Source organism: Paenibacillus sp. GD4, from assembly GCF_030846225.1.
Taxonomy (GTDB): Bacteria; Bacillota; Bacilli; order Paenibacillales; family NBRC-103111; genus Paenibacillus_G; species Paenibacillus_G silviterrae.
The window spans coordinates 1996286-2018285 of record NZ_JAVCYK010000002.1 but is presented as its reverse complement, the minus strand read 5'-3'; the positions used below and the strand labels follow the sequence as shown (position 1 = coordinate 2018285).

Annotated in this window: 14 protein-coding genes and 1 pseudogene; 5 read left to right on the top strand and 10 right to left on the bottom strand. The window is 50.5% G+C overall.

The genetic code is table 11. The features are described from left to right. Positions 1-20: 20 nt before the first annotated feature. The 6 genes and pseudogenes from RAC89_RS31520 to RAC89_RS31495 all read right to left on the bottom strand — a co-directional run bounded on the left by RAC89_RS31520 (position 21) and on the right by RAC89_RS31495 (position 9692). Positions 21-923, bottom strand: coding sequence for an ABC transporter permease (locus tag RAC89_RS31520; RefSeq protein WP_306617713.1), 903 nt, complete (start codon positions 921-923; stop codon positions 21-23). 70 nt (positions 924-993) lie between these two features. Further along, positions 994-2706: an extracellular solute-binding protein gene (locus RAC89_RS31515; protein WP_306617711.1), complete on the bottom strand. Its 1713-nt coding sequence runs from the start codon at positions 2704-2706 to the stop codon at positions 994-996. 370 nt (positions 2707-3076) lie between these two features. Then, positions 3077-3308 (bottom strand): annotated as a pseudogene (locus RAC89_RS31875) (transposase); the annotation flags it as partial. Between the two features lie 567 nt (positions 3309-3875). Then, positions 3876-5861 (bottom strand): rhamnogalacturonan lyase family protein, encoded by a 1986-nt coding sequence (locus RAC89_RS31505; protein ID WP_306617709.1) that lies wholly within the window; start codon positions 5859-5861, stop codon positions 3876-3878. 25 nt (positions 5862-5886) lie between these two features. Next, positions 5887-7395, bottom strand: coding sequence for an extracellular solute-binding protein (locus RAC89_RS31500; protein WP_306617707.1), 1509 nt, complete (start codon positions 7393-7395; stop codon positions 5887-5889). 149 nt (positions 7396-7544) lie between these two features. Further along, the gene (locus tag RAC89_RS31495; protein WP_306617705.1) at positions 7545-9692 is read right to left on the bottom strand and encodes a helix-turn-helix domain-containing protein; all 2148 of its coding nucleotides are present in this window, start codon (positions 9690-9692) and stop codon (positions 7545-7547) included. A gap of 210 nt (positions 9693-9902) precedes the next feature. On the opposite strand from RAC89_RS31495, the gene RAC89_RS31490 reads away from it, so the two are divergent. After that, complete coding sequence (locus tag RAC89_RS31490) at positions 9903-10859, top strand: ABC transporter permease (RefSeq protein ID WP_284645326.1); 957 nt, start codon at positions 9903-9905, stop codon at positions 10857-10859. A 31-nt stretch (positions 10860-10890) separates the two neighbouring features. Beyond that, complete coding sequence (locus tag RAC89_RS31485) at positions 10891-11757, top strand: carbohydrate ABC transporter permease (RefSeq protein WP_306617703.1); 867 nt, start codon at positions 10891-10893, stop codon at positions 11755-11757. A 118-nt stretch (positions 11758-11875) separates the two neighbouring features. Here the strand turns inward: RAC89_RS31485 and RAC89_RS31480 are convergent, their stop codons facing one another. Next, positions 11876-15025 (bottom strand): alpha-mannosidase, encoded by a 3150-nt coding sequence (locus RAC89_RS31480; RefSeq protein ID WP_306617701.1) that lies wholly within the window; start codon positions 15023-15025, stop codon positions 11876-11878. A gap of 184 nt (positions 15026-15209) precedes the next feature. Between RAC89_RS31480 and RAC89_RS31475 the strand changes: the two genes are divergently transcribed. Then, a complete protein-coding gene (locus RAC89_RS31475) occupies positions 15210-16328 on the top strand; it encodes a GntR family transcriptional regulator (protein WP_306617700.1) in 1119 nt (372 codons plus the stop codon). Positions 16329-16394: 66 nt separating this feature from the next. Here the strand turns inward: RAC89_RS31475 and RAC89_RS31470 are convergent, their stop codons facing one another. From RAC89_RS31470 to RAC89_RS31460, 3 genes are all read right to left on the bottom strand, one after another. Next, on the bottom strand, positions 16395-17132 hold the full coding sequence (locus tag RAC89_RS31470) for an MBL fold metallo-hydrolase (protein ID WP_306617699.1): 738 nt from the start codon (positions 17130-17132) through the stop codon (positions 16395-16397). A gap of 204 nt (positions 17133-17336) precedes the next feature. Continuing rightward, positions 17337-17714 (bottom strand): VOC family protein, encoded by a 378-nt coding sequence (locus tag RAC89_RS31465; protein WP_306617698.1) that lies wholly within the window; start codon positions 17712-17714, stop codon positions 17337-17339. A gap of 137 nt (positions 17715-17851) precedes the next feature. Next, positions 17852-18670, bottom strand: coding sequence for a (2Fe-2S)-binding protein (locus RAC89_RS31460; RefSeq protein WP_306617696.1), 819 nt, complete (start codon positions 18668-18670; stop codon positions 17852-17854). A 228-nt stretch (positions 18671-18898) separates the two neighbouring features. Here RAC89_RS31460 and RAC89_RS31455 point away from each other — a divergent pair, with 228 nt between their 5' ends. Then, a complete protein-coding gene (locus tag RAC89_RS31455) occupies positions 18899-19912 on the top strand; it encodes an ABC transporter substrate-binding protein (protein ID WP_306617694.1) in 1014 nt (337 codons plus the stop codon). Then, positions 19909-21981, top strand: a complete 2073-nt coding sequence (locus RAC89_RS31450) for an iron ABC transporter permease (protein WP_306617692.1) — start codon at positions 19909-19911, stop codon at positions 21979-21981. The genes RAC89_RS31455 and RAC89_RS31450 overlap by 4 nt, the downstream gene beginning before the upstream one ends. Positions 21982-22000: the final 19 nt, after the last annotated feature.

Genomic DNA, 22000 nt, shown 5'->3' with positions numbered 1-22000 from the left:
GACAATCGCTTCCCCTCCTCTTAAAAAATTCGATATCTTGCAAAACGATAAGCGATAAAGTAGGAGCTTGAAATCAGGATCAGCGATACCACCGATTTGAAAAACCCGATTGCCGTCGCCACGCCGTACTGGGCATCCAGCAACCCGATCCTGTAAACGAAGGTATCCAGTATATCGCCGCTCTCATAAACCTGAGGACTGTACAGGTTGAATACTTGATCGAATCCGGCATTCAGCAGTTGTCCAAGACTAAGAACGGACATCAGCACGATAACCATACGCATACCTGGGATGGTGATATGCCAGATCTTCCGCCAGCGATTAGCACCGTCGATCGTTGCGGATTCATATAAACCGGGATCGATGCCCGTAATGGCCGCCAAATAAACGATCGTCCCGTACCCAAAATTTTTCCATATATCCGAAGCTATAAGAGTTGCTGGGAACCACTGGTTATCGCCAAGAAAGAAAATTTTCTCAAAGCCGAGGGAGCTGAGCAAACTATTAACAATACCTTCAGACGGCGAGAGAATATCGATTAATATTCCGCCCAGGACGACCCAGGATAAGAAATAGGGCAAATAAATAGTCGTCTGCACAGACCGCTTAATCGCTTCATTCTTTAATTCATTGAGCAGAACGGCAAACGCAATCGGCACGATCAGCCCCAAAATAAGCTTAAGGCTTGAAATAAAGAGCGTATTCCATAGAACCTGTGTAAAGCTCGGCAGACTCATGACGTATCTGAAATTATCCAAACCGACCCATTTCTGATCACCGAACAGTCCCTTCGCGGGAATAAACTTTTGAAAAGCGATAACGATACCGGCCATGGGAACATAAGAGAATAAAACAATCAAAAGTAGTCCCGGCACAATCATCAGATGCAATGGAAGCTCTCTCCGCAGTTTCCTGATTCCCATATCCATCCCCCATCAGCTTCGAACTTAAAGAAGCAGAGGAAGGAAGGTGAACTCCATCCTCTGCCCGTTGTTACTTCTTCTTTGATGCATACCAATCGTTTACTTCCTTAGTCATCTTATCGCCGCCGAGCTTATTCCAGTCTTCCACGAATTTGTCGAATTCATTGATGGATTGACCCAGAATAATTTTTACAAAGACCTCGGTCTGCAGCTTATCCAGAGTCGTTTTACGCTCAACCATGGTAGGAGTAGGCGACCCAACGAATTTCTCCATTAGGAACTGATTGCTTTTGTCGTACTGGTCAACAACCCCCATGGAGCCTTCCTTGCCGTAAATCCGCTCCCATCCCCACAGCGCAAATCCTTCCTTCGATCCTGAAGCGAAGGATTCCAGCTTGCCTTGAATCGTCTTGGCTTCACCCGTCAGCTTAGAAGTATCCCCCGCTTTGCGGGCCGCATCGATCGCTCTGAATGCCTCCACGTTCTTCTTAGCCGGGTATGGCGTCACCGGAGACAGCTGCCATACGCTTTCCGCTTCCGGCGGAGCGTAGTACTTATCAAATTCTGCCGTTGTACCCCAGTTTTTCTCAAGGTGCAGGTTGAAGAGCTTAATGACCGCCTCAGGGTGCTTGGCTCCCTTCTTCACCGCAAAGAAGCGGGTCGTGCTGAACTTGAGCGGCACCTTGGGCGTATTGCTGGATTCCGAAACAATCGGAAATGCCTGCCATTGTGCATTCGGATTGTTATTTTTGTTAAGTTGAAGCGGATAGATGGAATTCCACTGTTCGCCGTATTCCATACCGATTTGTCCTGCTGCGATATTCTCGGATACCTTGCCGCCGTCCTTAATGCCGAATTCCTTATCAATTTCTCCGTTCTTCGACATGTTCTGAAGTGCTTGAAGCGCTTTCTTCACTTCCGGCTGAATGCCGCCGTAAACAAGCTTCCCGGAAGCATCCTCCACCCACATATTCGGATAAGCATTATATCCGGCCATGAACCCTTCGAGCCCCATCGCCCCGCCCCACAAAGTCTTGGTTATGGCAAGGCCATAGGTATCCTTCTTGCCATTGCCGTCCGGATCCTGCTCCGTAAAAGCCTTGGAGATCGCCAGCACGTCAGCCATCGTCTTCGGCGGCTGCAATCCCAGCTTCTGCAGCCAGTCTGTTCGGATCCAGATAAACATCGCCCGTTCGATCGAGGCCTCGAGCTGCGGAATCGCCATCAATTTACCGTCGAACGTAGCGGCATCGAAAGGACTGGTCCCTTCCTGCGACATGACATCTTTAGTCAGCGGGGTAGCATATTTCTTGTATAATTCCGTCATGTCTTCAATTTGGCCGGAATCTGCCAACTGTTTCAGCTGGGTCGCGTTCACCGGAATCACATCCGGAAGGTCGCCGGAAGCAAGTGTCACATTGATTTTTTGCAAGTATTGGTCGGAGCTTACGTCCCCTTTAACGACCCAGTTATATTTAATGTTGATACCCAGCTGATCCTTGTATATGCGGGACCATCGGTTGTCTTCAAGCGTTTCACCCTTCAGGACGCCGAGTACGTTATTTTCTACGACATTACTTAGATTCCGTACGAACGACACCTCGATCGGCGGATCGTATTTACCAAGCGGGTCTGCATTTACGGTATTCACCGCTTCGTTCTTTCCGCCATCCTCCTGCCCCTTGCTTGTTGAACCGCTTTGGTCATTGCAAGCCGACAGTACAGTAGCGAGTGACAGAATTGAAGCTAAGAATAATGTTGATCCGTTCTTTATCCCTTTCATGTCCAACCCCCACATCGTAGATTTTTGAGGCCTAACACACTAGCGCTGTGTATGTTTTCATTATAGGTTTGGGAAAATCACCTAACAATGTGCATCTTTTTACTTAGTTACCCGTTGTTGACACAAATGTAAGCGCTATATTTTCCTATTGATCCAGTACCTGTCCCGTAAAGCTTGACATATTATAACTATACTTCATTTTTCATTGTTCCAAAATCCGGTAATCATCTGGACTCTTGTTTTTGGTGGGACGGACCATTTTTACTAAGCCTTCCCAATAAAAGCAAGGGGTGTCCCATAAGTAGAAATTCTACTTGAGGGAACACCCCGTTTCTTTGTGTGGAACTAAATTTCATTTCTTCCAAACCGTTCGCTCGGAGCGAAACCGGTTAATGGTTCGGAAGTCCGGTTGCTGCATAGCCGCGAGCCACATGAACGGAATGTCCTCTCTGACGGCCTTTGCGATGAGGCGTGTAGAATACAGTCGCTAAGTATACCCATAGACGATCGTCCAACCGTTCAATGGCTTCGTTGACAATGCGAACCACATGGTTAGCCGGAATCAGCTCTCCTAGCGAATGCGGAAGAAAGAGCCGGTAAATCGCTAAGAAAACACTAGAGACATAGGAAAAAGCGTGTTACTTGGCGTCTGATGCCTAACAAAGCTGGAAACACTCACTGTAACGTTACGAAATCACCTTAATGTACCAAGTTTGAGTTCAACTGCGATCGTAAGGTGAAAAAATAACGTTACAGGGCTTCTAGTGCCTATCGCGGCCTGGAAACACTCACTGTAAAGTTACGAAATCACCTTAATGTACCAAGTTTGAGTTCAACTGCGATCGTAAGGTGATAAAATCGCGTTATAGGCGCGACGCCAGTATGGCGGAGAGCGTCCGTCTCATAGACAATAAAGGGCTGGCCCAGTTCCTTAAAATAAGACTCATCTGCGAGTCAGTGGGAAAATAGCTTCAGCGCGAGTTTTGGATTGCCGTCATTTCCATAACATCTAATCTATTGACGGCAACCAAGTGTTTGAGCTTAGGCTGAAGGTATTTTCCCACGACCAACGATAAGATGGCCATATTTTCACGGACTTATGGGACAGTCCTCATCGTATAAATCCTGTATTTGTTTTTAGCGCTACCCTAAAGAGATTGTACTTGCCGCTAACCTCTCTTGGGATAATTAAACTCCCCGCGGTAGTTTGAGAAGCAGCTGTGCGGATATTTGTCCGGCATCACAACCGGGTCCACCCCAGCCGGCTGATCCTGTGTATAGATGTACATCCGCTGGGCATCCCAAAGCAGAATTTCATCACGCCCGTCCCCGGTGATATCGATGACCTCCGCACATAAGTCCGGATGGCCGTCCTGCGGGAACTTCACGACCACTCGTCCCCAGCCGTCCACAAGGCCGCCATGCTCCGTATTACCGTTGATCAGCACCAGATCCCTGCCGTCTCCAGTCCAGTTCACGGGGGTAATGACCGTCCCGTTTGTTGTCGGTTCGAACTGCTCTATCAGCCTCCCTTGGCTGTCGAAGAAGTAGACGATCCCTTGCTCTCCCCAGAAGGTCGTCACACAGAGCTCCAATCCGGGCAAATCCGGGCGGTAATTGCCTACGCTAACCCGCTGGGCGTGACCAATCATGTGCTTGTGGATCAAATTGCCGTGCAGGTCGGCGACCATAAAGCCCTCTTCCCCGGAGGCAATGGCGATTAGCGGGTCCGGCCGGCTGACATCCCAGTGGCCGATTAAGATTTCATCCGTATGGTCTGTCGGCACAGGCAGCGTCCACAGCAAAGTACCATCATGATCTACCCAGTGGTAGCCGATGAACATCTCATCCTTGCCGTCACCGTCCATATCAGCGGTATAAGGGAAATGACCGGTTATTCCCTCGTGAAACTGCCACAACAGATTCAGATCGTTATCATACACCCATACCCTGCTGTAGCGATCTTTAATAAGAATATCTGTTGGTTCCTCCTTCCCCGAGAAATTGCAAATGCGGATGCAGTCTACATTCAATCGGTCGAAGGCATACTCCTGGAACGGTACGTTGTATAATGTGCCGGTCGGCTCCGTACAGAGCGGGGTAGGAATCTTGCGCTTGACCTCACCTGTCCGTCCATTCAGAATCATCAGCTCGAAATTGCGCGCCACTACGACCTCATCGAAGCCATCCCCGTCTATATCGGCAATCTGAAAGGGCAGATCCGCCGATAATAATGCATGGTCGGTCAGCGTACTAGGCTCGCCGAGCTGCCACAGGACCTCGCCGTCGAGCGATAAAGCAGTCAAGCAGCTGATGTGGGCATACGCATCCTTATGTCCGCGCTTCTGATGCTGCGCCAGGACGATCTGGACCTCATCGGTACCCAGCAAATGACCGAAGCGGATCTGTCTCGCCGTTCCGAAGTTTTTGAAGTCAATCGTCTTCCACAGCCTAGGCTGCGGGTACTCCGTACGAAGCTTCGCGAGCTCCAGCTCCGTATCGCGGCAGGCCGCGATCCAAGCCGCATGATGCTCCTCGGTCATCGTCACTTGAATGTCCGCATATTGGGCGGGCATGCGGGAGGATAGACCAATCTTGCCCCCATCGTAGGAGTCATCCTCGATTTCCAGTACTACCGTATCGTTCACGGAAGCGGTAATGCGATTGCCGATACATTCCACCTTTAACCTATATTCATGGTCCACATCGTATTCAAATGTCTTTGCGCTCAATGTGACCAACTGGTCCTGATCGCGCTTCAATAGCTTCAGCTCGCCGCCCTCGAAGCCGAGAAAGTAATAGCGGCGCCCGTGCTGATAACGGAACACGATTCCCGTATGAGAGCGAGTGGAGAGTGGACGGACGGTTGCCTCCAGGGTGTAGTCCTTCCAGCTGACCTCGCCCTTGACAAGTAACGGCCAATGGGCTGTAATCGCCGCCTGAGGGCGGGTTTGTTCCATGAGCTTTCTGCCTTTATCCTCCGTAACGATCCATGTCGGCCCGAGCCAGCCGTAGTAAACGACCGGATCATACCAGCCTCCCCTATTTCCCTCCGGCGGGTAATAATGGTATTCGCCTATCGCGGAGTGCTTCGGATCGTAAGGGAACGGCCCGATGGCAAACTGTGAGAAATTATCCTGCATGACTGTAATCATTGGCAATTACCTCCGGCTTCAAGATTCACTTTAAGTTGACGCCTTCCTTGTTATACCATTCGGTCCACAGTTTAATTGCCTTGTCTCCCCCGGATGCGCGATACTTCTTCACATAGTCGTTCCAGCTGGCATCGACCTTCTCGTTTCCGAGAATCGTTTTGGCCGTATACTCCTGCGTGATCTTTGGCAGGTTGTAAGGCACAAGCTCCGGATAATAAGGCAGGGAGGCCGCTATCTTATCCAGCTGACCGAACTTTTGCGCCAGAGACAGATTTTGAACGACATGGTCCGCATAATCCGCTTGCATCAAGCTTTTCACCTCATCGTTCAGCAACCCGTGCTTCACCAGCGCAAAGGCCCAATGCAGGCCGGCTCTCTCTTCCTTGGTCTTCTCGAACTTTCCGTTGTTGTTCGTGTAATGCTTGCCCTCAATCCCCAGGAAGTTGAACCGCGTACCCTCCGGCGATAATGACCAGTCTAGGAATTTAAGCAGCTGGTCGGCCTGCTTCGTATCCTTCGGAATGGCGATATAATGCCGGTTGGTCGTGTTATAGGTGAACATCGTCGGCTTACCGTCTGCACGTATCGGCGGCTCGATAGCGATATACCGCTCGGCTGTACCCGGAGCGAGCTGGGCGCCGCTGGCGAAATGCCAGAAGTTATTAAACATGCCGTATTTGCCGGTTGCGACCTTCTGACGGAAGATCGTGCCTACCGTAGTTGGCCATTCCGGGTCCAATATCTTCTCTTCTATCAGCTTGTTCATAAACTTCAAGTATTCCTTATACTCATCGGTCAGCTCCGGCGGCAGCAGCTCTCCGCCTCGGAATTTCCACGTCTCGGCGTCGAAGGCCGCCTGGAACATTTTCCCGCCATACAGCATGTCATTCAATGCGATCAAACCGAACGTGTCGTTCTTGCCGTTACGGTCCGGGTCCTGCTCCGTGAAGGCCTTCATTACCTTGTAGAAATCATCGATGGTTCGGGGAATGTCCAGCTTCAGCGTTTCCAGCCACTCCTTATTGATATACACAACCTGGTTAAAGCCGTCATGACGGTTGTACGGAATCCCCCAAATCTTCCCTCCGTCACTTACAGGCAGCCAAGCCTCCTTCGGCATTACGTTTTTTAAATTAGGGTATTTATCCAAATACGGAGCGATATCGGTAAGCAGGCCATCCGCCGCGAATTGAAGCAGCTTGTTCTTATCCTTATCGTTCACCATAAAGGCGTCAGGATACTCGCCGGAAGCCATGAGGATGTTCAGCTTATCCAAGTACCCGGCAGACCCCGGAGATTCCAGCTCTACGCGAACGCCCGTTTTCTCCTGAAGATAGTTGATGTATTCATTGTCGGTAAGAGACATCCCCTTCGTATCCACGTTGTAATCGAACATGACCTTGAAGGTAGGCGGCTTTGTTGAAGCGCCTTCATTTCCTTTCGTTTCTTCTGCCTTCGTGCTGCACCCGCTGATGGCAACTGCTGAAGCTGCCCCTACAATAAGAAGCGTTTTCGTTTTGCGTTTCCAAGACATGGTTTAGACCCTCCCATTGAATACTAGTATCCCTCCCGGCGGCACCGGCGCTGGATATTACTCATTCTAGTTTGTCAGCTCCAAATGGCAATGAATAATACCTTGAGGAATGTATAGATTTTGGGATCCGCGAGTGTACATTTCTTGATTTACATTTTTTTATTACGTCTCTGGGTCCGGTATTCATTAGGCGGGAGCTGGTGAACCTTCTTGAACTGCCGGATAAAGGTATGAACCGTATCATAACCGCATTGTTCGGCGATCTGCTGTATCGTCAAGCTTTCGTTGTCCATCAGCTTTAACGCCTTTTGCACTCGTAAGGTACTGATATACTCCACAAACCCGACGCCAAGCTGGTTTTTGATATACACACTTAAGTAAGAAGGGCTCAGTGCAAGCTTCTCGGCGAGAATATTTAACGAAATCGGCTTGTCAAAATGTTTGTCGATATATTCGATAATCACCTTCCCCGTTGTGCTGGCCTCCTCGGGCTTGGAGCGCATCTGCTCTATCATAACGGAGCAAAGCTTCAGAATATACGCCTTTTTCTCCTCCAAAAATTCATAACTGTACAGCGTAATGAACACATCCTCCTTGCAGAGGTGATTGATGTCGATCCGGTTCTCGAACGCATACTTCATGATAGAGGCCATAATGTTAGCAAAAAAAGCGTGAATCCATTCCAGCGTAAATTGCTCATTGCGGATCAGCTCATCCAGTATCGAATGCAGGGATTCCTCGATTTTGCTTACATTGCCTGCCTTTAAATAATCATGGATCCTATGAATCTCCTTGGAGAACTTCATTAACGAGGTCGCTCCGGTCAGTCCAAGCTTGTCATAATAAATAACCGAGTGCTTGCCATAGATCGATTTATACTCCACGGCCATGGCTGCATTCGCATAACAGGAATGCACCTGCTCCAGTTCCCGGACTACATTGCTGACTCCCGTACAGACGGTAAGTCCGCAATTATCCCTGATATCGTTCTGAATGTACCGTATCGTCCTCTCCAGCTCGTCCCGAACTTCATCATTCAGCTCGTCGTAACAGAGCAGCACCGTTACTCTGTCGAGACCGGAATTCACAGGATGGGCATTAAAGCGAAGTACGAAGGTCCATTTAATGGCGTTGTATAAAATTTTGTTCATAAAAAAACGTTCACTGTCCGACTTTGACCGCAAGAAATTGTAATAATCGTCAATCTCGAAAACGACTACCTGATAGGCAACGCCCTTCAGGTTCAGGCCATAGGCCTTCGCTTTCTGCTCTTGACCCTCCGGCAGCGGCTTGCCGGTTAGGAGGTCCGTAATAAGCCCCTTTTGAAAATCATCCATGTTCTGTTTGACTCGTACCTCATGAAGCTTCTCTTGCTCCCGGCGCGTATACCGGAAATACAAAAACAGCAGCAGTCCCAAAGCAAAACAGACCAGCAAAATCAAATATTTATACAATGGGTTGCCGGGCTGTCCTTGAACCAGAATATCCTGCGGGATGATCGTAATCAATTTCCACCCGCCGATATCGGAGGCGGAGCTCAGCACAAGATGATCCTTATAAAGGTAAGGAGCCTGTTTCACGGACAGGATGTGCTCCGCAAATTTGAGAAAGAAATCCTTCGTCTCTTCGTTTTTAGCCAAAAGCACCTGATCGTTCGGGTCCAGCCACAATACATACGCATTGTCCTTCATCAACGTATCGGCGACATAGGCTTGGTTCAAATTGATGGCCAACGCCCCGGTCTTATTTCTTGAAGGAATGCCTGCCGTCATGGATATGATGGCCGAGCTTCCGGGATTATCCTTCATTTCGTTAGGGAGTACAGACCAGCTCCACTGCGTCGCATCGCTGTAATCGTACTGTTCGAAGATAGAACGGTTTGGGAATTGGGGCAGCTCCGATAACATGAACGGCGTCGACAAAATCATGTTGTTTTTTTTATTATGCAAATAAATCGAAGCGATCCCGGAGTGACTATTGATGACATCGAAAAAAGAGCTTTGGATTTGGCTCAGCCTGTACATCTCCGGAGCAATCTCGCCCGGAATGGTCAGCCATTCCCGCAAATCGCGGTTTTGCAGCATTTGACGGTAGATGGATTGAATTTTATCCGAAAATAAATACAGGGATGAGAACGCTTTCTCGTGATGCTGCTGAAAATAGTACGTTCTTTCTTTAGCATAATTCGAACGGACATTGTAATCGTACAGCAGAAAACCAGCGAAAACCGTCAATAAAAATAGAAGAGACAGCATAAATACAGACCGATCCTTCAGCTGGTTCATCATGCGTAACATACGGTCCTCACCTCCTTGCAGCCTGATCTGTTAGCTATCCTGTACCCATCGCTCGCCGTGCCATCAGTACAATATAAATACTATTCATCCTCCGATGAATTGTCCATGCCCCTCCACAAAAATTATACACACTCCAAAAAAGTAAACATATCCTCGCCCTTACCCTCCCTCCTATAATTAGAGCCAGCACAGCTCAAAGGGGGAAATCCTATGAAAGCATCGATTCCATTGAACACCGCGGCCCGCAAACGGACGAAGCCGCTGGGAGTGTTCTGGAGCAACTTAAACAAATATAAGTACCTCTATTTATTGGCTTTACCTGGCTTTATCTGGTATTTCATTTACAAATATTTGCCCATGTACGGATTGATCATTTCCTTCAAGGACTTCAATTTCTCCAAAGGCATCTGGGGCAGCCCTTGGGTAGGTCTGAAGCATTTCGAGTTCCTATTCACCTATCCGGACTTCTACCGCATTGTCAAAAACACCATTCTGATGAATGTCTACGAGCTGCTCTTTTCCTTTCCGGCTCCACTCATTCTTGCCCTGCTGCTGAATGAACTGAGGAGCGTTCTCTTCAAGCGGTCCATTCAGACCGTTGTATACTTTCCGCACTTTCTATCCTGGGTCGTCTTCGGCGGAATCGTCATCCAGCTCCTGTCCCCGAACGACGGACTGGTGAATCAGATCAGGGAGGTCTTCGGGCTCGAATCGATTCATTACATGGTCAAATCGGAGTATTTCCGTCCCGTCGTCATACTCTCCTTAATTCTGAAGGAAAGCGGATGGGGATGCATCATCTATTTGGCCGCCTTATCCGCAATTGATCCCGAGCAATACGAAGCGGCGACCATTGACGGGGCGAACCGCATGCAGAAGATGCTCCATATTACCTTACCGGGTATTCGGAACACGGTCATTATTCTTCTAATTTTGAAAATAGGGACAATGCTCGATTACGGCTTTGAACAAATCTATGTCATGTACAATCCATCCGTCTATGATGTCGGCGACGTGCTGAGCACCTACATTTACCGGGTCGGCTTACAGGATGCCCGGTTCAGCTTAACGACGGCGATCGGCTTATTCCAGTCTGTGATCGGTTTTATTCTGATATGGAGTGCTAACAAGGCAGCCAGAAGATTCAGCGATAACTCGCTATGGTAGGCGTTGATTCGAACAGAAGGAGGAGATTTAAATGAAAAAGAGTGAATTTTCTATTGGAAATACCGTTATCGGCTCGATCCTGCTTGTTTTCGCAGTGATCACTTTTATGCCCTTTTATTATGTAATTCTGACCTCGATCAGCGATCCGCATCTCGTACGTGAAGGCCAGCTTATTCTATGGCCGAAGGGCTTCGATCTGACGGCCTACAGCATCATTCTTGATAATGACCGTTTCATTACTTCCTTCATTAATACCATCAATCGGACGGTTATTGGCGTTGTGAGCAATCTTGCCCTTCAGTTAACCTTCGCTTATGTGTTATCCAAGCGGTACTTGCCCGGGCAAAAGCTGCTCATGCTGTATATTATTATTACCATGCTCTTCCATGGAGGCATCATTCCGACCTACCTGATCGTCAAGGCAACCGGGCTGATCAATACGATCTGGGCGCTTGTCATCCCGACGGCCATCAGCACTTGGAACGTCATTTTGCTGAAGTCGTTCTTTGAGAATATCCCCGATAGCTTGGAGGAATCCGCCAAAATAGACGGGGCCAATGATTGGACGATTTTCTATAAAATCTATGTTCCCTTGTCCACGGCATCCGTTGCGACGATCGGCTTGTTCATTGCCGTGACGCATTGGAACTCCTATATGGATGCTGTCATCTATATCAACTCCACCAAGCTGCAGGTGCTGCAAATTTTCTTGCGCGATATGGTCGTACAGATGGAGATGGCGACGGTGTTAGGCGATATGGGTGTGCTGAATGATACATCCAGCTTGTCTGTGCGGACGGCGTCGATCTTCTTGGTGGCGCTGCCTATTATCATTGTCTATCCGTTTATTCAGAAGTATTTCGTTAAAGGGGTTATGCTTGGTGCGGTGAAAGGATAGGCAGACCCGCTTCAAAGGGCCCCAGAAGTAGAGTCCTCAGCATAAAAAACCAACAGCGGCAAGTAAGGACGAGAAACACTGGCGTCCTCTACTGCCGCTGTTGGCTTCGGATTTCCGATCAATCGGTTAACGGTAATTTCAGTGTCACGATTTCGTACGGATGTATGGAGCGGACTGTGACGGTCCCGCTCTCCTTCCCCTTCACATCGGTTGCTCTCTCCATAAGGTCAGTTTCCGCCATCCGTTCCCAGCTTACCTCCGCACTGCTGCCTTCTGCCCCGACAAGCGAGAATCGTTCCCGCCCGCCGGAGGTTTCGTACAAGCGGAAGATAATGCCCTGCCCGTCCTCGGAAATTTTTACGGTATCCAGCACGGTTTGCTTGCCATTCAGCCGCAGGAACGATGCCTCGGACGGAAGGGTTCCGCTTCCCGCCGCGGCCGCTGCAGCAATAACAGGGTGGTTCAGCTGCATACCCTCACGAACTACACTACCGGCTCGCCAATCCCCTTCGTGTGGAAATAGCGAATACACAAATTCATGATTCCCAACATCTGCGGTTGCATCCGGCCAACGGGGAGAGCGCAGAAGAGTCAGGCGCATTCGGTTTCCGCGGATGTCATATCCATACTTGCAATCGTTCATCAAGCTGATTCCAAAGCCGCCCTCCGAGAGATCGGCCCATCGGTGTCCGCACACCTCGAATTGAGCTTGTTCCCAGCTTGTGTTCGTATGCGTCGGCCGCTCCACACTGCCGAACGGAATCTCGTAGGTAGCTTTATCGGACAGAATCGCAACCGGAAAGGCCGCCTTCAAGAGCTTATGCTCCTCCTGCCAATCCACGTTAGTCTGGAAATCGATTCTGGACGATTGATGATACAAAACTAGATTCTGCGTAATCAGCGATTGGTTCAAGCGCCACCGGAATCGCAATATATCCTTGGTATGCCCTTGCAGCACCACTTCCGCTTCTACCAGCTCGGCCTCTCCCGCAGGCTGCTGATCAAATTGGGGATCAATATCCCACGCATCCCAAACAGTAGGCGTATCATGAAACAGCTGAAGCTCGTTTATGACCTCGCCCGGCTCCACAAGCTCCCTGTCGGCACGTTTGTCCAAGAGTCGGACGATTCGGCAGGACTGATCGAACTCGATACGGTAGAAGTCCGTTTCCCAGAACCCGTTTACAAGCTGCCGGGACGGCTTGAACTCTTCTGCATCCGAAGCGGCGCTGCGCAGCCACACGGTCTTGTAACCTGTTGCAGGGATCATGCCTGCATGGAACGCAAGGATATAGGCGTCCTCGCCATCCTTCAGCAAGTCCGACTCCAGTCTCCTGCCATTGCGGTCGTATATGGCCATTCCGGCAAACTCTCGTCCTCCGCGAAGCTCCACAGGGTCGTTACGATCCCATGACAGGCTGTTGAACAAAAGAACCGGCTGCCCCTCCCCTTCCGTATCAATCGCTCCAACCAGACGTTTCAGCGCGGAGTCCAACGCCTTCCGCCCTAACGATTCAACTTCCTTATAGTGCCTGTTCGATTTCTCGTATACCTCCGGGATCGAAGTGCCGGGAATAATGTCATGGAACTGGTTCAAAAGCAGTATCTTGTATCCTTCCTTCAGCTCCCCTTGCTGCAGCACGGAAGCCTGCTCAAGTGTGGCTAATCCGGAAAGCACGCCCATCGCATTCCACAGCTCCGCTTCCCGGTATAAAACCTCCGACTTTCTATTCTTTCGCTTGTTCGCAGCGTGAGTCGTATACGTCCCGCGGTGCAGCTCAAGATACATATCGCCCGTCCATTGCGGAAGCTTCGGGGATTTCCGTGCGACCCCGTCGAAAAATTCATGCGCCGTGCTATACCGGCAGCTTGGCAATTCCGGCAGCGCCTCGGAGCGCTCAAGAACCTCCAGCATCTCTCGGGTGACCCCGCCCCCGCCGTCACCATATCCGTACAGCAGCATTTGCTCCTGATGAACGCCCTTCTGCTTGAAGCTTTGCCAGTGCTCGGCTACATCCTTCGGCAGCGTGTTTTCATTCAGTCCGTGATTCAGAAAGGAAAGGATCGAAGTACCGTCAATCCCCCTCCAGTAAAACAGATCGTACGGGAACCGGTTCGTATCGTTCCAGTTCATCTTGGAGGTCATGAAATAATCGATTCCCGATTTTTTGAGGATCTGGGGCAAGGAGGCGCAATACCCGAAGGTATCCGGCAGCCACTCGACCCGAGGCTCTAGCCCGAATTCTTCACGAAAAAATTGGCGTCCGTACAGCAATTGCCGAACCAGGGATTCCCCCGACGGTATATTCAGATCCGGCTCCACCCACATGCCGCCAACCAGCTCCCAGCGTCCTTCCGCAATTCTCTGCTTGATCCGCTCATACAGCTCCGGATAACGCTCCTTCACATAGGCATAAAGCTGAGGCTGGCTTTGTGAATAGCGGTACCCGGGATATTCATCCATCAGTGTGCATACGGTCGAGAAGGTTCGACTTGTCTTTCTTACCGTCTCCTTCAACGGCCACAGCCAGGCGACATCGATATGAGATTGTCCAATCATATGCATGGTGCCCCCGGACGAGGAGCTCGAGCGGTTTGCCAGAACGGTACGAAGTTTCTTCTCCGCCTGCCGTACTTGAGCTTGATCTAAGATGGAACCTCCGGATAGCTCCTGAACAACCTCCATAAGGCTGTCCGTGAGCAGGATGCCGTCCACTCCCCCGGCCGGAAGCTGTTTCATAGCTTCAGAGTAGGTCAGTACTGTAAAATATAAGCTCTCAATGGCTTCATCAATTGACACCAATCGAGCTTCGGCAAAATGTACAGGTGGAGCAGAATTCTCGGTTTGTCCGTTCAGTTCATCTGTGGGCAGCGGAGGAGTGTGGTATACCTCTGCCGTCAGATGAAGCTCACCGGCTTCCCACACCTTCTCCGGCAGTGGAATCTGATGCCGGTTACGGTCCAATCCATGATACGGTACACCGTTAATGGATAGCAGCCCCTCGCCACCGGTTTGGAGAAGGAGTGCAGCTTTCTTCCCCTTCCAGCCCGATGGTACAGTGATTCTGTTCTCCAGAAAGAGCGTCTCCCCCGGAACACTGGATAGTGTTCCGGGAGAAACTAGCTCCACTCCCTCCTTCCAAGCATATTCCCCTTCTTCAATATAGACAGCGCGTTTACACGTCCATTGCGGGAGCTCAAGCGATTCACTGAATCTTCGCTCAAGCAGCATTTGAATAAATCGTTGTATCCGTTTGGATTGCGGCATGTAAAATAGGCCTCCCTACATGTATAATTGTATATTTATATGTATATTGGTATTTTAACAAATTATATCCGCTACATATCAGCAAGTAAACAGTTATTTATAATCTCAAATTCTTTACTTACAGCCATCTAACTTGTATATTGGTATACATACACTTACATCATTTTCTATAGAGGTCATTGTGATGAAATCATCTTCCAAACGTACTCCCATTTACCAGCAGATCCGTGCTTATTTGCTCCAAGGGATCCGCGAGGGCAAGTGGAAGCCTGGCGACCGGCTGCCATCCGAAATGGACTTGGCGCGCGAATTCGGAGGCAGCCGAATTACCGTGAAACAAGCCCTATCCATTTTGATCGAGGAAGGAATCGTATACCGCATCCAAGGTCGCGGGACCTACGTTACTGAGAACGTGTCCACACACTCTTTCCAGCATGTACCCAAGCTGCCGTCGGTGCCGAAGACCGGGTTGTCCACCGCTTCGCCTCCGACCATCGCTTTCATCATTCAAAGGACGCTGGATTCGATGTGCTCCGAATTGCTGTTAGGCATCGAAGAGACCGTATCGGAAGCCGGCTATCACCTGGTTTTTATGAACGCGAACGATTCCAAGGAACGAGAGCTTGAGCTTCTGTCCTCAGCTTCCGACGGCGGTGCGTCGGGGATTATCCTGTTCCCGGTGCATGGCGTAAGCTACAACGAAGAAGTGCTTCGCCTGACGATGAACCATTACCCTATTGTTGTTATTGACCGCTATCTCCGGGGAGTGGATACCAATTGCGTCTGTTCGGACAATCGTGAGGGAGCATATCAGGCAACCAGGTATTTGATCCAAAGAGGTCACCGCCATATCGGCTGCATCTCTTCTCCGGTACTAGGGACAACCTCACTCGAGGATCGTCTACGCGGTTATGAGGAAGCGTTGGCCGAATATCAAATTCCTGTTGATCATACGGAGAGACTTCTCGAAGCGAGCCCCGCATCGATCGCCCGGTTCTTAGCGGAAAGACGTTCCTTAACCGCTGTGTTGAGCTTCGATAGCGTCCACGGCTATCATGTCATGAAAGAGGCTGCTCAGCTTGGAATCCGGATTCCGCATGACCTGTCCGTGATCAACTTTGACGACTATCAGCACCCGGACCTCTTTAAGACGCCGCCCACGGTTGTCGTTCAGCCCTTCCGCCGCATGGGCGGGGAAGCGGCCCGTCTCCTGCTGGAGCTGATTAAGAACCCCTCTATGGAGCGCAGAAGGATCATGCTTCCGGTGAATTTGGTTGAACGGGCTTCCGTTCGGTCCCTTTAAAATAGAACAGACCACTTCGAAGCCCCTGCCGTAGGGGTCAAAGTGGTCTTTATTTCTTACCTATTCCTAGCCTCTGCACAGTTCTGCCAGCTGCTCTTTGCAATTCTCTTCAAGCATTCCGCCGTGAAAACAGATGATTCGTTCGATATCGAGCTCCAGAAGTTTCTTTAAGGATCCGAAAGCCTGTTCTATATCCAAGCTCGTGTGGGGCACGGGACCGTGCAGCTTGCCACGAACGATCATTAGCGCATCCGCAGCCACCAAGGTCTTGCTCTGCTCCAGATACAGACTGATGTGGCCGGCGGAGTGCCCAGGGGTATGTATAATACGAACACCGCCGTACATCGGCAGTCGCTCTCCATCCTCCACAGTACGGTCTACCTTTACTTTCGGAGGATTTTCCAATAGACGCAGCGCGTCTTGTCGTACGGAATCGGGAAGTTTTTGCAGCATCGGCTCCATTGCCTTCGGGGTCGTCTTGATCAAGGGAAGCCTCCCCTCGATATAAGGCACATCCTCTGCATGAGCAAGCACTTGAATTCGACCTCCACTGGCTTCAACTAAGTCCGGTGCACAGCCAATGTGATCCAAATCCTGATGCGTTAGGATCACACTTTGCAAGTGTTTCATGGACATGCCCGTCCTTTCAATTGCCTCCACGAGCCTTTCCACATTTCCAGGCATTCCCGTATCGATTAATACCGCCGTTTCTCCATCTCCGATCAACGTTGGGTATAGTGTCGCACTTCCGCCAAAGCCTTCCGATTCCAGCGGCAGCATGATAAAGCCTTTCGAAAAGTTCATACCCCTCACTCCTTTGCCTAATAAGAGTCTGTGACCTCTTATTATTTATCACAAGAAGGAGTATGACACAACAGTAGAACTTATTATTATATCACAAAAATATTATTTTGTCAATGGCATGTATGTGTATATTCTCGCACAATCGCAAACAAGCGGCAGCCAGGATAAAAGGCTCCCGGCTACCGCTTCCCTATGTCTCTCCACTTATGCAAAAAGGCTGATCAAATTGCCATCCGGATCTTGAACGATCGCGTAGCGCTGTCCCCAGAAAGCATCCCAAGGCTCGCGGTATCCTGTATAGCCTTGCTCTGTTATTTTGCGGAACAACGCATTTACCGCTTCTCGACTTTCGCACAGAAACGCCAGCTCAATCCGGTGGCCTACCGGCTCGTCCCAGCCGCCATAAATCTCCTTGATCGTCTCCTGCATATCAAAAGCAAGCCGAATGCCCTCTTGAGCAACTTCAACATGCTTCTCATTATGTGCGCTCTCCGGTATATCGAGCCCCAGCACACGATAAAAAGCCAATGCCTGCTTCATATCCTTTACGACAATGCCTACCATATCCAGCTTCAGTCCCATTCGCTCAGCTCCCATATGAATTAGTGACTTACGATATCATTTCAAATCATAGGTTACTCTATTTTCGGACAGGAGAATAGTAAAAACCGGACATGCACCGCTTTATCGATAAGGCGGGGTATGAGTTTCATCCTTGCTTATGTGGCTTTGAGTAACCCATATTGTGCCAGCAGCTCCTGCTTCCTCTGCTCCCTCATCTTGTCATCGATCCGAGGACATGTATAGCAATAGGTACCGCCTTCGGTTTGATAATATAAGCAGCAGCCTGTTTTTTGGCGAAGCTGCTCATCGGGATTTTTCCAGCTGGGGATTGTTTTAAGCTTGATATCAAACGGATTCCTTTTCCGACCGAACACATCGCCTTGAATACCGTGTACTAAAAATGCAAAATCATCCTTGATTTGTTCCGAAAGTGCAGGATGATGGGCAGCCTGCAGCAGTATCTCCTCATATCGGTAGTATACCCCTGTGGGCAGGACCCTCCATAAGGTCGACGCATCCGAGTGCGCCGCTTCAGCGAGCGCCTCTACGATCGGTCTGACGGTTTCCGCGTACAGCTTCGACAGCACCGCCTCCCTCCATATCGTTCTATCTCCTTCCGCCGATGCAGTTTCGCAGGTGCAGTCATGCAGGACAAAAGAGAAAGACGGCTTTTGCTGATCGTTTAAATACAGCTGAATCGTTAGATTGTGCAATCCGTAATCCAGTGCGACATCATGATGAGACAAAAGGAACTGAACTGCAGAGCATAATCCGGCCAAAAAACCGCTGAAGTAAGTACAAGCGGCTTCGGGAACCTTCGCCTTGATCCGTTCACCATAGAGGGCAACAAACTTATCTGCCTCTTCCTTCCGGAGCAGCTCCTTCGCGTTGATAGAGTAAAGGGTATCGGTACGGTGTGCTGCAGTTACATAAAAATGACGTTCCAGCAGCTCCCAGTCAAACACCTTGTTCACGATCTACACTCCTCGCACAATTTGTGATAACGATTCTCAATATCAAATTGATGATAATCGTTCTCATCAAAGATGTCAACATTTTCCGTAAGAGCACTCAATGAATGCATATCTACTAGTGCCCTGGAACATATTTCAAAAAAGTTATTGACAACGATTCTCATTCGCAATAGAATTTTCCTTGACTGAGAGTCATTATCATTTACATATTGGGAGGTCCAAGTACAGATGTTACGTTTTCATTTCAAGCCGATTGCCTTATTGATTGCAATTGTGCTGCTGATCGCAGGCTGCGGCAATAGCGCCGCTCCCGCAAATTCCGCCTCAAAGCCCGCTGATTCCGCAGCGACGCAGAAGGAATCACAGGCCTCCAAACGCACCATTAAGCACGTTCTAGGGACAACGGATTTGGAGGCTGCACCGAAGAAGATTGTCGCTCTTGAGTGGGTGTATGCGGAGGATTTACTTGCTCTAGGGATTCAGCCCGCCGGTGTAGCGGATATTGCAGGCTACAAAAAGTCCGTTAACGTAAAGCCTGCTCTGGAAGCCAGTGTAGTCGATGTAGGGACACGGCAGGAGCCTAACCTGGAAACCATTGCCGCTATTAAGCCTGATTTGATCATCGGCGTAAGCTTCCGGCATAAAGCCATCTACGATAAGCTGAAAGGAATTGCTCCGACAATTATGTTCGAGCCCTATCCACCCGAGAATGGACCGAATCAGTACCAGGAGATGGAGGAAACCTTCCTGACGATCGCTGATGCCGTAGACAAGAAAACCGCAGCACAGGATGTATTGAAGAAGCTGAACGACAGCTATGCTCAAGCAGGGGAGAAGCTGAAAAAAGCGGGCAAAAACGGAACGGAATTTGTTCTTGTTCAAGGCTTCAGCTCGAAGGACGTACCCACGATTCGCGCCTTTACCGAAAATTCCATGGCTTCGCAGATTATGGGCAAAATCGGTTTGAAAAACGCGTATAAGTCGTCCAAATTCGAAGCATACGGGTTTGCTACGACGAACGTTGAGGCGCTGCCGGCGGTTCAAAAAGCTAACTTCTTCTATGTTGTTACCGAAGAGGATAATATTTTCACTAAACAGCTCAAGGATAATCCGGTATGGAAAGGTCTTGACTTTGTGAAGGAGAACCGGACCTATTCCCTTGGCGGCGCAACATGGCTGTTTGGCGGACCGATATCCGCACAAGTATTTGTAGATCAAGTAACTACCTTGCTTGCCAAATGAGAAATACAATTCTTCAGGACGGAACTGTCACCACAGTTACCGTCCTTCCGTCCCTTGTGCTGCGGGCCGTTGGCATCGGACTCATGGGAGTCCTTCTGCTCGCCGTCCTGCTAACGGTACATATCACGCAAGGTCAGGCTGAGCTTACGATCCGTACAGTCTTTCAAGCCGTATTTCAACCGGCGGACGAGTCTGCGCACCACATTGTGCGATCATTGCGGATGCCGCGTGCGGTCATCGGTGCTATTGCGGGGGCAGCCTTGGCTGTAGCGGGGGTGCTGCTCCAAACGGTTACCCGCAACCCGTTGGCATCTGCCGGAACACTTGGCATCAGCTCCGGAGCTTATTTAACCGTCACGATCATGACAATCTTTTTTCCTGCCTTGCTATGGGGCGGTTCGCTGCCTGCCGCCCTGCTGGGCGGCATCGCTGCAGCCGTGCTCGTATTCGCCCTTTCCGGTGGGTTACGCAGTTCGCCGATCCGGCTAGCCTTGGCAGGCATGGCCGTCACGATGTCACTAGCCGGTGTGACGGCAGCTTTCCAGCTCATTTATGAAAATGAAGCCTCCAAGCTTTTTCTTTGGGGCGCAGGCTCCCTCATTCAGAACGGCTGGGACGGCGTTTACTATGCACTGCCTTGGACTGCGCTTGGTATTGCAGCAGCCCTTTTCTTCGCCCGCAGACTCGATGTATTATCGCTGGATGAGGAAGTAGCGGAAGCTCTCGGCATCCGTGTTCGTAATAACCGGCTTGCCATGCTGGCCGTCGCTGTGGTGCTGGCAGCTGTTACCGTCAGCGTTGTGGGACCGATTGGCTTTATCGGCCTGATTGCCCCCCATCTCATGCGGCTGATCGGGCTCCGGAAGCATATCCTGCTGCTGCCGACGGCAGCAATCTGGGGTGCCGCCCTGCTCGTAGGAGCGGATACCCTTTCCAGAATGGTCTATTTCACCCTCTACGAAATGCCTGCGGGTGCTATTACAGCCCTGCTGGGTGGCCCGTGGCTCATTTGGCTGGCGCTGAGAGCCGGTCGGGGAAGCTTGCGTTCTGCGGGTGCCATCTCCATGGGGGAGCGTACCCGTACGATGAAGCTTCCCTATTCCATGCTGGTGCTCGCTATTGTCATCCTGCTGGGATTGCTTATGGCAGCAGGCCTGATGCTGGGAGGGCTTCGCATTCATACAAATGAGCTCTGGCAGCTGCTCATAGGCAGCGGCTCCGATCTGCATCACAACATCATTCTAAACCTGAGGCTCCCAAGGATGCTGGTAGCGGCTGTCGCCGGTGCCGCGCTGGCCGTCAGCGGCCTTCTACTGCAGGGGGTTGTTCGCAATCCGTTAGCAGACCCATCCCTGATCGGGATCACCTCCGGTGCAGGAATCGGCGGTCTGCTATCGCTGCTATTATGGCCGGACCTTCCGATCTACTGGCTGCCGCTTGCCGCCTTTGCGGGAGCTGTAGCCTGTGCCGCCGTTGTCTTCCTCTTCGCTGCCAAGGGCGGTCTGCAGCCCGCCATGCTAGCGCTGATCGGACTCGCTGTTTCCGCCATGGGATCGGCCGCCATCCAATTGCTTGTGATTAAAGCGGAGCTGAGGGCCGCCGTCGCGCTGGCTTGGATTGCAGGCAGCACCTACGCACGCGGCTGGAGCGATCTTCTCCGGCTTCTGCCATGGCCGCTCTTGCTGCTGCCGATCGCTTGGCTGCAAGCGCGCAGGCTTGATATTCTTGCGCTGGGGGACGATTCGGCAGCCGGAGTAGGTCTCCCGATTACCCGAAGCCGGCTATGGCTTGCACTGATGGGCGTGGCCCTTGCCGCTGCAGCCGTCTCTACGGTGGGAACCGTCGGCTTCGTCGGTCTTTTGGCCCCGCATGCGGCGCGTCTGCTGGTCGGTCATCAGCATCGCAAGCTGCTTGTAGTCAGCGCTTTGCTGGGAGCCATATTACTTGCCTTAGCCGATCTTGTAGGAAGAACCGTGTTCGCACCTAAAGAAATTCCCTCCGGTCTTGTGGTTTCGGTCATCGGAGCCTTCTACTTTTTATGGCTGATGCGACCGACGGCAAAAAAATAATCACATTTTATCGTCTCAA

Excerpts from the sequence above, each read along its gene's own strand:
- RAC89_RS31520 (WP_306617713.1), bottom strand. The coding sequence starts at position 923 with ATGGGAATCAGGAAACTGCGGAGAGAGCTTCCATTGCATCTGATGATT.
- RAC89_RS31490 (WP_284645326.1), top strand. The coding sequence starts at position 9,903 with ATGAAAGCATCGATTCCATTGAACACCGCGGCCCGCAAACGGACGAAG.
- RAC89_RS31495 (WP_306617705.1), bottom strand. The coding sequence starts at position 9,692 with ATGTTACGCATGATGAACCAGCTGAAGGATCGGTCTGTATTTATGCTG.
- RAC89_RS31500 (WP_306617707.1), bottom strand. The coding sequence starts at position 7,395 with ATGTCTTGGAAACGCAAAACGAAAACGCTTCTTATTGTAGGGGCAGCT.
- RAC89_RS31450 (WP_306617692.1), top strand. The coding sequence starts at position 19,909 with ATGAGAAATACAATTCTTCAGGACGGAACTGTCACCACAGTTACCGTC.
- RAC89_RS31465 (WP_306617698.1), bottom strand. The coding sequence starts at position 17,714 with ATGGGACTGAAGCTGGATATGGTAGGCATTGTCGTAAAGGATATGAAG.
- RAC89_RS31480 (WP_306617701.1), bottom strand. The coding sequence starts at position 15,025 with ATGCCGCAATCCAAACGGATACAACGATTTATTCAAATGCTGCTTGAG.
- RAC89_RS31515 (WP_306617711.1), bottom strand. The coding sequence starts at position 2,706 with ATGAAAGGGATAAAGAACGGATCAACATTATTCTTAGCTTCAATTCTG.
- RAC89_RS31455 (WP_306617694.1), top strand. The coding sequence starts at position 18,899 with ATGTTACGTTTTCATTTCAAGCCGATTGCCTTATTGATTGCAATTGTG.
- RAC89_RS31475 (WP_306617700.1), top strand. The coding sequence starts at position 15,210 with ATGAAATCATCTTCCAAACGTACTCCCATTTACCAGCAGATCCGTGCT.
- RAC89_RS31505 (WP_306617709.1), bottom strand. The coding sequence starts at position 5,861 with ATGATTACAGTCATGCAGGATAATTTCTCACAGTTTGCCATCGGGCCG.
- RAC89_RS31470 (WP_306617699.1), bottom strand. The coding sequence starts at position 17,132 with ATGAACTTTTCGAAAGGCTTTATCATGCTGCCGCTGGAATCGGAAGGC.
- RAC89_RS31485 (WP_306617703.1), top strand. The coding sequence starts at position 10,891 with ATGAAAAAGAGTGAATTTTCTATTGGAAATACCGTTATCGGCTCGATC.